The organism is Pantoea sp. S61 (assembly GCF_016625145.1).
Classification (GTDB): domain Bacteria; phylum Pseudomonadota; class Gammaproteobacteria; order Enterobacterales; family Enterobacteriaceae; genus Pantoea; species Pantoea rwandensis_B.
Map to the genome: position 1 here is coordinate 891,481 of NZ_JACVUO010000001.1, position 14,201 is coordinate 905,681.

The 14,201-nt window shown below is 50.7% G+C and carries 12 protein-coding genes and 1 pseudogene; 6 read left to right on the forward strand and 7 right to left on the reverse strand.

Annotation, left to right across the window (positions count from 1 at the left end):
* The 3 genes from IAE30_RS04400 to IAE30_RS04410 form a co-directional block, all read right to left on the reverse strand.
* Positions 1-828, reverse strand: coding sequence for a creatininase family protein (locus IAE30_RS04400; protein ID WP_200677868.1), 828 nt, complete (start codon positions 826-828; stop codon positions 1-3).
* A gap of 283 nt (positions 829-1,111) precedes the next feature.
* On the reverse strand, positions 1,112-2,035 hold the full coding sequence (locus IAE30_RS04405) for a substrate-binding domain-containing protein (RefSeq protein ID WP_200678340.1): 924 nt from the start codon (positions 2,033-2,035) through the stop codon (positions 1,112-1,114).
* A 626-nt stretch (positions 2,036-2,661) separates the two neighbouring features.
* The gene (locus IAE30_RS04410; RefSeq protein ID WP_200677866.1) at positions 2,662-3,654 is read right to left on the reverse strand and encodes a sugar phosphate isomerase/epimerase; all 993 of its coding nucleotides are present in this window, start codon (positions 3,652-3,654) and stop codon (positions 2,662-2,664) included.
* A gap of 304 nt (positions 3,655-3,958) precedes the next feature.
* Between IAE30_RS04410 and IAE30_RS04415 the strand changes: the two genes are divergently transcribed.
* On the forward strand, positions 3,959-5,353 hold the full coding sequence (locus IAE30_RS04415) for a Xaa-Pro peptidase family protein (protein WP_200537790.1): 1,395 nt from the start codon (positions 3,959-3,961) through the stop codon (positions 5,351-5,353).
* Positions 5,354-5,370: 17 nt separating this feature from the next.
* On the opposite strand, the gene IAE30_RS04420 is transcribed toward IAE30_RS04415, so the two are convergent.
* On the reverse strand, positions 5,371-6,855 hold the full coding sequence (locus IAE30_RS04420) for a sensor domain-containing diguanylate cyclase (RefSeq protein ID WP_200537792.1): 1,485 nt from the start codon (positions 6,853-6,855) through the stop codon (positions 5,371-5,373).
* Positions 6,856-7,578: 723 nt separating this feature from the next.
* Between IAE30_RS04420 and IAE30_RS04425 the strand changes: the two are divergent.
* Positions 7,579-7,839: pseudogene (locus IAE30_RS04425) on the forward strand (helix-turn-helix domain-containing protein); the annotation flags it as partial.
* A gap of 42 nt (positions 7,840-7,881) precedes the next feature.
* On the opposite strand, the gene IAE30_RS04430 reads toward IAE30_RS04425, so the two are convergent.
* Both IAE30_RS04430 and vapB read right to left on the reverse strand, forming a co-directional pair.
* On the reverse strand, positions 7,882-8,298 hold the full coding sequence (locus tag IAE30_RS04430; protein ID WP_200677864.1) for a type II toxin-antitoxin system VapC family toxin: 417 nt from the start codon (positions 8,296-8,298) through the stop codon (positions 7,882-7,884).
* Positions 8,295-8,525 carry a type II toxin-antitoxin system VapB family antitoxin gene (vapB, locus tag IAE30_RS04435; RefSeq protein WP_045815538.1) on the reverse strand — a complete coding sequence of 77 codons (231 nt, stop codon included), beginning with the start codon at positions 8,523-8,525 and terminating at the stop codon, positions 8,295-8,297. Before vapB ends, IAE30_RS04430 begins: the two co-directional genes overlap by 4 nt.
* A gap of 307 nt (positions 8,526-8,832) precedes the next feature.
* Here vapB and IAE30_RS04440 point away from each other — a divergent pair, with 307 nt between their 5' ends.
* Entirely contained in the window at positions 8,833-9,276 is a 444-nt protein-coding gene (locus IAE30_RS04440; protein WP_200538509.1) for a DUF4174 domain-containing protein, read from the forward strand.
* A 14-nt stretch (positions 9,277-9,290) separates the two neighbouring features.
* On the opposite strand, the gene IAE30_RS04445 is transcribed toward IAE30_RS04440, so the two are convergent.
* Positions 9,291-9,863: a flavin reductase family protein gene (locus IAE30_RS04445; RefSeq protein ID WP_200677862.1), complete on the reverse strand. Its 573-nt coding sequence runs from the start codon at positions 9,861-9,863 to the stop codon at positions 9,291-9,293.
* A 259-nt stretch (positions 9,864-10,122) separates the two neighbouring features.
* Between IAE30_RS04445 and IAE30_RS04450 the strand changes: the two genes are divergently transcribed.
* The 3 genes from IAE30_RS04450 (at position 10,123) to IAE30_RS04460 (ending at position 14,196) form a co-directional block, all read left to right on the forward strand.
* Positions 10,123-11,037, forward strand: coding sequence for a LysR family transcriptional regulator (locus IAE30_RS04450; RefSeq protein ID WP_200677860.1), 915 nt, complete (start codon positions 10,123-10,125; stop codon positions 11,035-11,037).
* Positions 11,038-11,158: 121 nt separating this feature from the next.
* Entirely contained in the window at positions 11,159-12,586 is a 1,428-nt protein-coding gene (locus IAE30_RS04455) for a M20 family metallopeptidase (RefSeq protein WP_200677858.1), read from the forward strand.
* 17 nt (positions 12,587-12,603) lie between these two features.
* Positions 12,604-14,196: an ABC transporter substrate-binding protein gene (locus tag IAE30_RS04460; protein WP_200538505.1), complete on the forward strand. Its 1,593-nt coding sequence runs from the start codon at positions 12,604-12,606 to the stop codon at positions 14,194-14,196.
* Positions 14,197-14,201 lie beyond the last annotated feature (5 nt).

Sequence of the window (14,201 nt, forward strand, 5' to 3'; positions counted from 1 at the left end):
TTAGACCTGCCTGGGACGGTAGGCGGTTTCAGCTTTAAGGAAGTCGAGATCGAACGCTTGTACCTCACGAACCAATGTGATCAGTGCTTGCGCGGCACGGTCGGTGGCAATATTGCCTCGTTCCGCATCGGCAGCGGCAGCATTACCCGTGGTACCTGACAGATGAAGATCTTGTGCCATCCAGCCAAATCCTATGCCACCTTCGGGGGTAAGAATCCCTCCGCTGGCTTCTAACGCGACTGATGTCGAGACGAAATCATCGGCATAGACCATTTGAACTAAGTCGGGGTGCAAATGCAGCATCATACTGGTCTCTGACTCTCCGCCATGAATGCCGTGCTGCATCTCTTTTTCGCTATACAGATCTGACGCATCAATTGTACGGAACCAACTGGCGCCAACGGCAAACATCCCCAGTTCGATGCGCAACTGACGACAAACGATTTCCATTAATTGTGGTTGCCCACCGTGTGAATTCCAAAAAATAAGCTTCCGAATGCCGGCGCGCCAGGCGCTTTTTGCCACTTCAAACCATACTTTCCCTAGCACTTCGTAAGGCAGTGAAAGCGTACCAGGATAAGCCAGGTGTTCGTCTGATTTGCCAATTGGCAGGGCGGGTAACACCAACATTGGCAGGTTGTCGGGCATGAGTTCAACGGCGCGTTGAATAATGCCCGCATTAATGGCGGCATCCACGCGTACCGGCAGATGCGGACCATGCTGCTCAACGGCCCCAATCGGTAAGACAGCCACCATGTTTGCCATATCGAGTTCACTAAATTCCCGAGTGGAAAGATCCCACCACCAGGGCGAAGACGGTTTTACCATGTTAACCTCCATTTTTAGCTCAACATAGCGAGATGCTACTGCAATGGAAGCAACAAAATTCGTACTGAGCGTTGCCTTTTAAGCATTGCTGGTTGAAGGTGCTCTGCAAGACCTGACTGAATGCATCACAGGATCTTACTTTATGAAAATTATCGGCCGCCGCCTTAAATAAAACGTTCTCTTTAGGCAAGTCCTGTTCAAGCTTCAAGACAGAGCTGACTATTGCTGAAATGGTACCTTCAATATCCGTCATCTTCGGCGGCCCGATGGGCCGCCTTAGACATCATTTTTGATTCTTGTCAGTGAACGCCTGGTAATTTTCACGCGTTACGGTCTGATAGGGCACCCAGTTATAGGCTTCGGTTTTGTTGCCGGCCAGCATATCGCTTGCCACATTGACTGCTCCAATAGCCTGACCCTTTGCATCCTGGAAGATGGTCACCGCCATTTTGCCATTCTTGATGAACTGCAAACCATCCGGTGTGCCATCAATGCCAGCCACTAAGACATCGCTCTTCTTCAACTGATCCAGTGCCATAATCGCACCAATTGCCATCTCGTCATTATTAGCAACAATGGCGTTGATGGTGTTGCCATCCTGCAACCAGGAGAGGGTTTTATCGACGGCTTCATTGCGCTGCCAGTTGGCAGTCTGCTTCTGAATAACTTTAAGCCCCGGATGAGCACTGACATAGTCCTCAACGGCTTTAGTGCGCTGGCGTGCTTCTTCTGTGGAGAGAGCCCCCATCAGGATGGCGATATTACCTTGATTGTTCATGCGTTTTGCCAGCGCTTCAATCTCCATTTTCCCGCTTAACGCAGAGTCGGAGCCAACGTAAGCCATCTTACCGCTCAGGGCCACTTCAGGTTTACGGTTGACGAATATCAGCGGGATGTTGGCTTTTTTCGCTGCAGCAATCACAGGCATAACACCCTGCGTGTCCACCGGGTTCACGATAATCGCGTTGGCACCCTGATTAATAAAATCATCAACCTGTTGGATTTGTAGTGAAACATCTCCTTTCGCATCGGCAAACTGGCTATTCAGTCCTTTTTCTTTCAACTGTGTTTCCATTTGACTGCGAAGGATTGAAACAAAATTAAGGTCCAGATTAGCCAGAGCAACGCCCACCATATACGTTTTGGCTTGCACAGCAAACACACTTAGCAAACCACAGGCGATTATTATTGCTTTGATTATATTCATATTTATATCTCTGTAGGGTGGATAGTACTTGTATGCACCCGGGTGCAAATAAATGCAAATCAACACATAGTGCTGGTGATTTGTTCGCTGAGTCCCTGGGTGCTTATCATTACTTTCAGATGAGGTGAGAAATTAGTCAACGCGGTAAAAATCGATTCCTTCATCCGGATCACAAAATGAGGGCAAAGGTCCTCGATAAGAGATCCGAAATGCTACCGGGTGCAAATCTCTCTACCATTGATCTCTTTGCTTATTGCCTTTTTAAGTTACAACATACAGCAAGGTTTTAATCAAAGCGCATCAGTAAGCCACGGAGTCGTTTATCGCTGACCAGCGGTTCACTGAACGCAATATGAAGAATGTAACGCCAGACAAAACACTAAAGGGTGGTCAATTCTCGACAAAGATGTTGTAAATCATGATCTTGAGATAAAACATAAACACCAGGTTATCGCTTACGGCTTGGTGTCTCACTAAGAGGGTACCCAACTCAACCACTTTACGTTGTTCCAGTCGCAACGCTTCAAGTTTTTCGCAGGTTTACGGATAAGTAGTGTTTATTGATTTTGATGGTGAAGCGCAAAAGCTAAGAAGTTGCCCAGCACATTATTGCCGGGCACGACAAGTTAGTCTTCAATACTGCTTAACAGCGCATTTTGAATGATTTTCTGGGCTTTTAGTGGATTTTGTTCACTTTGCGCCGCTTGCAATGCGGCGATATCCAACTTATCCAGAGCACGATAAATATGCTTAAGGAAACGAATCGACAGATTGGCGGCTTCAACATGGTCCTCACGGAAGGGGAACTGATCCAGCTGCCACACGCCATCCCAATTATTGATTTTGAGTACATAGAAGAACTCAAAAATTTCCGTCATGTGTACTGTGCCGACGACGAGATCGTCATCCCAGCCACGTAAGTTATCGTTGACGTCCATCCCAAACAGTCTGCCACGATCGATAATCAGCTGGGCTGAGTCCGCTGGTGATTCCCCGGCAAAGAGCGCATGGCCAAAGTCCAGCAGTACCCCGACGTTAGCGAGTCCAATATCTTCAATCCCCAGCAAGGTGCGAGCAGCAGAATCCCAGGTCATTTTTACACGCGGTTCACGCGGTTTGTATTCGATGGCGAATTTGACATCAGGATTGGCACTGGCCAGTTCGCGCATGCCATCAACCGCCAGTTTCCAAAGATTTTTATGGTCAACCTGGAAGGGGTAATCCCATCCATCTTGTCCCGGCCAGATTTTCACATAATTAGCCCCTAACTCACGGACTACTGTGGCGGCTTCATGCATCAGATCGAAGGCCTGCTGGCGCAGTGCGGGATCGGGGTTGGTAAAGGCACCGCGTGAAAAGCGGCGCAGATAGATTTCAGGCGTCACGCCAATCGCTTTAAGACCGGCCTGGTCTAGTGCTTCTTTTACCTGGGCAACGGTAACACCTTCCGTAAAGGGATAGGGCACATCTACATAAGATAAGTCTTCTACACTGCCAGCCAGTTTGATCTGGTCTAAGGTACTCAGCGCCGGGCCATATCCGTCGACGGCATAACGATCAATGTAGTTAGCAAAATGCCATAAACCGGCACCAAATTTCGGGTAGGTGTAACCACTCATAAGACATTCTCCTTTGATTAGGGTAATCCGATGCGTTCCGATGTTAGGTTGAATATATATTCACATATGGTTATATATTCCATTCTGCGCCTTGTGCTTCTTGCTTAACCAGCATTGAGTGAAGAAATTGAGGGTGGCTTCACACAAAATTTGTTTACCTGCAAGTGAGCAGCAAACCCGGCATGACATTATCAGCGCACAATTAAAACCAGCAGGTGCTACCTTGCTTGAACAGGTGGCAACCCGCTTCCCATGCAAAGGTCGTCATTTCAACATTCAATACGTTAACCAGAGGTCATTCATCATGATGTCTCCGTCAATTCAGCTTGGCCCAACGAAAGCACCGACAAAATTTACCCAGGTTGAACCCGTTTTCCTTTCAGACGAAACCATGCTGGAACGAAAAAACAAGGTTTTGCAGGGGATGGCCAATGGTGGTTTTGATGCCCTGGTGATTTATGCTGATAAGGAACATGGCGGGAATTTCGAATACTTAACAGGGTTCATCCCGCGTTTCGAAGAGGGGCTGTTAATTGTCGATGCCAGTGGAGTATGTACCGTTATCCTCGGGAATGAGAATCTCAAACTGGCTCGCTTTTCACGCGTACCTGTCACGTTGCTTCACTGCCCGTTGTTTTCGCTGCCTAACCAGCCAATGGATCATGAAATACCGCTTGAAAACCTTCTGGCATCTGCGGGCTTGAGTGACAAAAGCAAAGTAGGCCTGGTGGGATGGAAGATGTTTACCCCAGCCGCAGGCAATGGCTCCGCCTATTTTGATTTGCCGTGGTTTATTGTTGATGCGGTGCAACGCACGCTGAAAAAAGAAGCTGAGCTGTTAAATTCAGCGCACTTATTTATTAGCGGCGCTGGCGGTGCAAGAGTGACCAACAACGCCAATGAAATCGCGCATTATGAGTATGGGGCCAATCTGGCATCTAACTGTATTCTTAATGCGATGGACGCGGTGGAAGTGGGTGTGCGGGAAATTGATTTGGGCGCGCTTCTGGCTGCTGAAGGCCAATACAATACGGTGGTCTCCATCGCTGCCACCGGCGTCCGCTTCGATCATGCTAACCTTTATCCAACATACAAAAAGCTGCAGCAGGGCGATCCTTTGTCGCTGACCACAGGATTTAAAGGTGGATTGTCCAGCAGAGCTGCTTTCGTTATCGCCGGTCCTGCAGAACTGCCTGATGCTCAGAAAGATTGGCTAGACAGAATCGCTAAACCCTACTTCTCTGCACAGGTAGCCTGGCTGGAAAATATCCGCGTGGGGATGTCTGGCGGTGAGCTTTATAACGTGATCGAAGATGTACTGCCCAAAGCCCGATATGGCTGGCATCTCAATCCCGGCCATTTGGTTGCTGATGAAGAGTGGATGTCATCGCCAGTGTACCCAAATTCCAGCGAACTGTTGAAAAGTGGCATGCTATTGCAGATCGATATCATTCCCTCGGTACCGGGCTATAACGGTGTCAGCGCAGAAGAGTGTATTGCGTTGGCCGATTCATCACTTCAGGCCAAAATCGCGGAAGCGTATCCGCAACTTTGGCAGCGAATTACGCGTCGACGTGATTACCTGCGCGATGAAATCGGCATTAAACTCAGTGCCGATGTATTGCCGCTATCCAATGCGGTGGGTTATTTAAGGCCATTTTTGCTCGCTAAACACCTGTCCCTCAGCGTGAAGAAATAGAGCGCACTGTTTGCGCATCAGGGCTTAATTTGATTACGCCCGCTGCGTTTTGCCAGATAAAGGGCCTTGTCGGCGTCCTGCTTCAGCTGATCCGCTTCCCCCGTGTTACCTGTTGACGTCAGCGTGCTGTAGCCGGCGCTGATGGTCACCACCCCAGCGGTGATCTCTGAATTTTCATGCGCAATGCCCGTTTCTGCAACACATCTGACCGCACGCTCCGCCACTTTTTTTGCATCAAACGCTGAGGTATTAGGCAGGATTATCGCAAACTCTTCACCACCGTAACGTGCGACGATATCGCCCTGATAATGCACGCTATCCTTTAACGCCAAGCCGACATCCTGCAAACACTCATCACCCGCAACGTGCCCGTAGGTATCGTTATAGCGTTTGAAATAATCGATATCGATCATTACCAGCGAGAGCGGCTCAGCATGCTTTTCTGAACGAAGCAGGGCCTGCTCCAGCAGAGCATCGAACTGACGGCGATTCGCCAGACCGGTCAAACCATCGACCAGCGCTAAGGATTGCAGCGTATGGTTAATGGTGGTCAGTTCATCTCGAACATGGGTGAGCTCAATCTGATTGCGCACGTTGGTGCCCACCTGTCGCAATACAAAGACGCCCATGCCGGTGATGGTTAAGAGCAACACAATGTTGAGCAAAACATTCGTCAGGTTGGCCGCCATCCACTCCATGCGAAGCCGGTCGCGGTCATAGCCGGCCGTCACGATCAGTGGATATCGCTCCAGTCGGGCGTAGCCGAACACGCGTTCGACACCGTCGAGAGTAGACCGCCAGGTTGCACTGCCGCTTGAAGCGGATTTCAATTCGGTTTTAAACAGCGGGCTGGCGGATAGGGTTCGGCCAATATAGGTGTCTGGGAAAGGGCGGATATACAGGGCCGTGGCATCCGCCAGGATCAACCCTAACGCATCTTTATCGCCAAGCGTGTAGTAGCTGTAGTACTGCCGGAAATAATCTACTTTGACCGTCGCAAGGGCAACGCCAGCAAAATTCCCCGCATTATCATTGAGGCGTACCGAAACAGGAATCACCAGATCACCGGTAGAGCGGCTGCGAATAACATGGCTGATATGGATATCCAGACTGGGATGTGTCCGGTGCCAGACGAAATAATCGCGGTCCGCGTTACTGGCATTGGTCGGCGTGAAGTTGCCAGATGAAGCCACCCAATGTCCCTCGGTATCGTATACAAATAGTCCATGAAGTTGAGGGAGCTTGCTTTGCTGGTCTTTGATTTGATGCAGGAACTGCGGCGTTGCCGCAAAGCTGTTGCCGTTTTGACGTAACTGACGCACAGCATCCGCGAGGGTGATATCGACTTGTAAAAAGGCATCTTCAGCTTGTTTCGCTAATGAGAGCGAGAGATTGCGTGCATCCTCTTCTTTCTCTGTCAGGTGTTGCTGCCAGGAGTGCCAAAGAGACCAGGCATTAATAGCCACCACCAGTAAACTGATGGAAAGCAGAAATACGGCCATACTTCTTCCAAGAGAAGTCTTTAGCAGACGAGGGGTGCTATCTGAGAGGACACTTTTACGCATTGATACTCTTTGTGAATGCTGAAAAGGTGGGCAGAGTGAATAGGGATATTACAGGATTCATGTAACTGTCATAAGCTAAGTAAAGAAAATTTTATGCATTTGTGGAATAAATCTGATGAGCGAGTGACGTTGTTCTAACTTACTTTTGTCACTCAAGCCGGCAGATGCCAGAAGGTTTTCAAGCGGTGTTTCATGATCCATTGGCTGGTTGTTTTATCTGATGGATGAACCTGGCGCTTATAAAGCTGAAATGAAACGCATCGCGCTGCGTCGTTATGCGTGAACTCTGGCTGCCAATGACTGAGGATGCCAATTCGGTGCGTTATTACTATTTTCTGGATTTGGAAGAGGTGGCAACAGTGCTGGCTAGTTGAGTCGTTTTAAGCCTTGAGAGATTAATGGCTCCACGTGCCGGACAGATTAAAAACTAGATGAGGGGCGGCGCGCATGAAGGGTGAGGCGAAAGCATATTCCCAGCAGGTGATAGCCCGTCATGGTCTGGAGTGTGTCTTCAGATATCCAATTTAACATAATCATGATTATGCGCACTTTAATTGAGGGTCCAATTTGATAATGTCACTTTTTAGCTAGTTCATAATGTCACCCAGATGCGGCGCGTTTGCCACGTTTTCTGGGAGATCTCTGCTGATGCTGGTGACCATGTCAAACAAAGAACTTCACCGTCTTTCCGTCATTCAGGCTGTTATTGAAAAACGTCTGCGTCGCCGCGATGCGGCCTTTCGGCTGGATCTCACCGAACGTCAGGTTCAGCGGCTGATGAACCGCTACAGCAAGTCTGGTGCAGCCGGTCTTACCAACGCACGGCGCGGAAAGCCCGACACGCATCGCATCGATGAGGCTCTGCGCCACCGCACACTGACGCTGCTACGTGAAAATTACGTGGGTTTTGCCCACAAATTACCGTAGAAATGCTTCAGGTACGTTCCGAGGTTGATAAGCGGATTACTTCACCCAGTCTTCCAGCACCAAACCCGGTACCCGCGCAAATTCCCTGGTATTATTTGTTACCAGTATAACGCCGGCCGCAATGGCATGACCGGCAATAGCCGTGTCATTTGGGCCTATCGGTGTTCCGGCTGCGCTTAGGGTGGCCTTAATTACAGCCGTGGCGTCTACCGCCGCCCGATCCCAGGGCACAATTGCATCAAGTCGGGCGCAGAATTCGTCAACCAGTTGACCATGACGCGGCGAGGCTTTCTTTCCAATCGCGCCAAAACGCATTTCTGCGTAAGTAATAGCCGAAACTACGATGCGATGGTTGCGCAGCACCGCTTGTTCAAGCCGTCTGATCACGTCCTCCGGTTGCTCGCGCATAATAAACGAACAGATACAAGTATCCAGCATGTATGTTTTGATCACAGATCAAATCTTCCCTCATCACTGACAACATCCCCGCGATCCATCATAAAATCCGGGTCCGCTTTCTCAAGCTGCATAAATGAGCCCCAGGTCGGCCGTACGGGACGCAGTATGATGCTGTCACCTTCCCGGACAATCTCCAACTCACTTACCCCTTCAAAATCCATATCGCGTGGCAAACGAATGGCACGGTTATTGCCATTTTTAAATACAGAAACAGTTCGCATGATTAATCCTCCTGAACGGACTTCCGACACAGTGTCGTCACCGGCTTTATGTTTTAAACTTAACCACTCAGCATATGTCTAGTATATGCCCAGCTTTGACATATGTATATGCCTTGTTCTCTTCATCAGAGAAACATCAGAATGTGACATTCGAAGCCGTAAGTTCGGGGTGACATTAGCGACGCGAAAGACATTTCTTGTTTTCATTTTTCCCTCTGCGGGTAAAGAAACGTGAAGTAACCTACGCGGGCACTGGGTTCCGCTAACCTTGGTAGTACACGATCTTTAACCTGCCGGGGAAACCATCATGTCGAAGACGAATTTACTGCTGAAAACGCCACTGCTATTGTTGACCATTTGTTCAATAATGAGTCTTAACACCGTTCGTGCGGCTGAAGAGCCCCTGTTCCAGCCTCTATCGCCGCAGGTCTCAGACCTCACTCAATATCGCTGGCACAATCGCCCTCTGGTGATCTTTGCCCCATCAAAAACAGATCCTGCTTATGTCGCGCAGATGGCGATGCTGGAGAAGCAGAAAGCGGAATTGGCCGATCGCGATATCATTGTGTTCAGTGATACCTCACCAACAGCCAATGGCACTCTGCGTAAACAGCTCAATCCGAAAGGATTTGAAGTGGTGCTGGTTGGAAAAGATGGTGGAATGAAACTACGTGAAACAACACCTCTGAATACTGAGGTGTTGCTCTCAACCATTGATAAAATGCCCATGCGTCAGGCCAAACTCAATTAATGAATGAGACGGGTTTACTCGACATCCAGCAGTGAGCCCGTTTTATAAAAACGTTTCCCGGCGATGTAATGCAAACTGCGCATCTCGTCTGGTGCGTCCTCGAATAACCAGCGCCCTTCTTTAAACACCCGGCTATCCGCCCAGGCACCCTTGATTTCACCGATGAACAAATCGTGGTCGTTCTGATTTTGTTCGATAGGTATCAACTCGCAGTACAACCAGGCCGCACAGCCAGCCACTAAAGGGAGATGAGTTTCAGGTAACTGGAAGAACTCGACGCCAGCTGTGGCCAGCTTATCTGACTGCTCAGCGCGGGAATGCGTACCGAGATAATGAACCATCTGCGCCTGACTGACGGTTGGGACATGTATAACGAATTTCAGGCTTTGCTCAATCAACTTACGCGTGAAGGTGGATTTATCCAGCACAACCGTCAATTTTGCCGGTTTGAACTCTAATCCACATACCCAGGATGCGGACATCACATTGTCAATCCCGTCATGGCGGGAGGAAACCAGTGTGGTTGGGCCATGGTTGATCAGGCGATAGGCTTTTTCCAGCTCAACAGATTCAATATGGGCATTCATAGATTCATTTCATCGCTTAAATTTCAAAGGCCTTTATTGTCGCCTGGTCAATTCGACTTTGCCAATCTCCAGCCATCACTTGTGCAAATCCTCTGCACCCCACGAGTGCAGCCATTGCTCCATCTTAAGCGTTTATTACGGCGTCATGGCTGTGCCAGTGCCTGTACCGCAGTCATTAAGCCTGGCGCGTTTCTTGCGTGTAACAAAAGGTTTCCCACCGCTGACGTTGCTTTCCCATTCATCCAAAGAGGTCTTTGCTATGGAATTGAAATGGTTTGAAGATTTTCTCAGTGTTGCACGCTGTTATAGCTTTACCCGCGCCGCCGACGAACGACATATCACGCAATCGGCGCTCAGTCGGCGCATCCGCCAGCTCGAAGAGTGGCTGGGTGTGCCGTTATTTGATCGTAAAACCTATCCGGTTACGCTCACGCCTGAGGGACAAACCTTCCTCGCGACCGCCAGCGAAACGGTATTTTCCATGTCGCATCTGCGCAATGATCTGCACCAGCGCTACAGTTCGCGCACTGCGGTATTACGTTTTGCGATGCTAAATACCCTTTCACTGACGTTCTTTCCTGACTGGATCCAGCGATTAAATCTGCAGCCCAATCTCAGCTTTATCCGCCTGTGCAATCAAAAACCGACTTTCGCTGAGCACATCTCCACCTTACACAGCGGTGAAACCGATTTTCTACTGACTTACGCGCATGATGCGGTGTCGCTGATACATCAGCTGGCGGCGTATCCCATGGTGCAACTGGGCCGTGAGCGTGCCATTGCCGTATGTCGCCCGGATAGCAGCGGCAAACCACTCTATCCGGTGCGCGCGGATAGCGGTCCGATTCCGTGGTTGAGTTATGGACAACATACCTTCTTTGCTCATGCGCTGGCGCAAATGCTCAGCAAACGCCCGCTTCCGCTTGAAGCGGTATATGAAAATGGTATGTCGGTGAATCTCAAAGCCATGGTCCTGGCCGGTGGCGGCGTGGCGTGGTTGCCTCTCAGTTTGGTGCATGAAGAGCTGGCCAGCGGCAGTTTAGTACGCGCCGATAACAGCAGCTGGGATATGTCGCTGGCGATCCGGCTCTATCGTCAACCGGTTCTGCAAAATCCTCAGGCTGAACAACTGTGGCTGCGTGCGTGTGCCAGCGAGACGGCTAATGCGGCCTGACACAAAACTATGCCGTTTTGGAATGGGGAGTGTGAATTGCTCATTGGCCTTACGCTGATGATTTACTCCATGCTGGGTCTTCAGAGAGACGAAAACCTGACCAACCAAGCTGGGGACTATCATGGAAAACAAAGCGTTAGTCTGGAAGTGGGTAGAAGAATATCAAGGGGTATTTTGTGAACTGAGCGATCGTGTCTGGGGCATGCCGGAAATTTGCTATACCGAGTATCGTTCGGTGGCTGAACACACCGCGATGCTAAAACAGCAAGGATTCCGCGTCACAGAAAACGTGGCCGACATCCCCACTGCGGTGATGGGTGAAGCCGGTGAAGGCGGTCCCATCATCGCTTTCCTCGGAGAATATGATGCCTTGCCAGGATTGAGTCAGGAAGCGGGCGTAGCACGTTATTCTCCGCTGCCGGGTAACGGTCATGGTCACGGCTGCGGGCATAACTTGCTGGGATCGGCTGCCATGCTGGCGGCTACTGCGTTGAAATCCTGGCTTGAAGAGACCGGCACACCGGGCCGCGTTCGCTATTATGGCTGTCCGGCAGAAGAAGGCGGTGCAGCCAAATCCTTTATGGCGCGTGCTGGCGCATTCGATGGCGTCGATGTCGCCATCACCTGGCATCCAAGCGCGCATCATGAAGTGGCAAAACCTCTTTCTCTTGCTAATACCCGTATGGATTTCGCTTTCCGTGGCCGCTCATCCCACGCTGCGGCTTCTCCACATCTTGGGCGCAGTGCGCTGGATGCCGCCGAATTGATGAACGTTGGCGTACAGTTCCTGCGCGAACACGTGCCGCAAGATTCCCGCATCCATTACGCCTTCCTTGATGCCGGTGGTGTGGCCCCCAATGTGGTACAGGCAAAATCTACCGTGCGCTACGCCATTCGCTCGCGCGATGTCCACGCGATGTTTGAACTGAATGAGCGGGTCAAGCGCGTGGCACAGGGTGCCGCCATCATGACCGATACCGAAGTGGATATCAGCATCATGAGCGCGGTATCCAACCTGCTTGGCAATCGTCCGTTAGAAGAAGCGATGCAGCGGAATCTGGAAGCGCTGGGTCCGGTGCCATTTGATCAAGCCGACCTCGCCTTTGCAGCTGAAATTCAGGCCACGCTAACAGCGGAAGAAATTGATAACTGCTACCGCAAAACCGGTGTGAAACCCGTCGATCCTAAACCCCTTAGCGATTACATCATTCCGCTCGATACCCACGGAGAGGTCATGATTGGCTCCACCGATGTCGGTGATGTCAGTTGGGTGATCCCGACCGTGCAGGCGCACGTACCCACCATGGCCATCGGAACCCCTGGCCACTCATGGCAACTGACCGCGCAAGGCAAAATGCCAGCCGCACACAAAGCCTTGGGCCATGTCGCTAAAGTCATGGCCGCGACGGCGGTCGACGTGCTGACTGACAAAATACTGATGGCGCAGATGAAGAAAGCCCATTTCGAGCAGGTCAGTGAAAAACCCTATCACTGCCCTATTCCAGCTGAGGTGAAACCACCGATTCAGCCGCGCCCGGATACTCTATAACGCCTCAGGAGAGATAGATGAAAAACAAGATGTTAACTGCCGCATTGACGCTGGCAGCGACCTGCTGCGCTTCAGCCCAGGCCGCAACGCCCGCCGATTCTTTAGTGATGGCGTGGAACATTGATGCCATCAGCACCTGGGATCCGGCGCAGATTGGTGAAGTGGTCACCAGTGAAATCTATTCAAACACCTGTGACACGCTGGTTGATTTTCGTGTCAGTGATGAAACGCAACTCGATCCTGCATTGGCCAAAAGTTGGGATGTCTCTGCCGATCGCAAGACCATCACCTTTCATTTACAGGACAACCTGAAATTTGCGGATGGCTCAGCCGCAACGGCCAGCGACCTGGCGTGGTCGATGCAGCGCGTAGTGAAATTGGGTTACGGCAACGCGGCTGCTATCAAGGAATATGGCTTTGATAAAGACAATGTCGACTCACGCATTAGCGCGCCTGATGACAAAACGCTGGTGATGCGTTTCGATAAAGCTTACCCCACCAATCTGGTGCTCCAGGCGATTGCCGCCAATAACGTCTCTTCCCTGCTTAACCGCAAAGAAGTCGAAAAACAGGCAGTGGATGGCGATCTGGGACACAAATACCTTTCCACTCATACCGCCTGTGTTGGGCCTTATCAACTGGTGCGCTGGAATGCCGGTGAAGGTGTGGTGCTACAGGCCACCCCGAACTACTGGGGAAAAGCGCCGGTACTGAAGCGCATTCTGATTCGTCATGTGGCTGAAACCGGTACTCAGCGTCTGCTGGTGACGCAGGGCGATGTGGATATCGCTCGCGATCTCTCAGCTGACGATCTGAAAACGCTGGATCAGGGCGGCAAAGTGAAAGTGGAAAAAGTCCTGAAGCCACAGCTGTTTTTCTGGACCTTCAATAATGAAGACCCCATTTTTAAAAACGAAAAAGTCCGTCTCGCCATGCGATACCTGATCGATTACGACGGGTTAGCGAAGAGCGTGATGCCTTATCTCGGCGTGCCGCGCGCCAGTTTCGTTCAACAAGGGGCGTTTGGTGCGCTGGATGCCAAACAAGGTCAGCCTTTCCACCTCGACCTGGATAAAGCCAAACAGTTGCTGACGGAAGCCGGTTATCCCAATGGTTTTAGCACCGCGGTCTTTTTTGGCACCCTGCCTCATTCGGCGCCGATTGCGCAAAGCGTGCAGCAGAATGCCGCGAAAATCGGCGTAACGCTCAATCTTGAACGTATGGCAAACGCCCAGTTGTTCAGCCGGGTACGCGGCCGTGAATTCCAGAGTGCAATGATGGCGTGGCAAACCTCTGTGCCCGATGCCTACGGTAATGCCTCGCGTCTGGTTTATAACCCTGACAATCGTAAAGAAGCGCGTGCCACGCAATATCCAAGCTGGCGTGCCGCTTATTACGATCCGCAGATGAATCAGAAAGTGGAAACCGCGCTGTTAGAACCGGATGACACCAAACGCGCTGCACTGTATGGCGATCTGCAGAAAGAGCAGATGCAAAAAGGGCCTATGGCGATCATGTTCCAGATGTACAACACCGCGGGAATAAGCCCAACGGTGAAAAACTGGACCTGGAACGGTTTTCGCGTTTGGTACGGTGCCGCAAGTAAATAACGGAG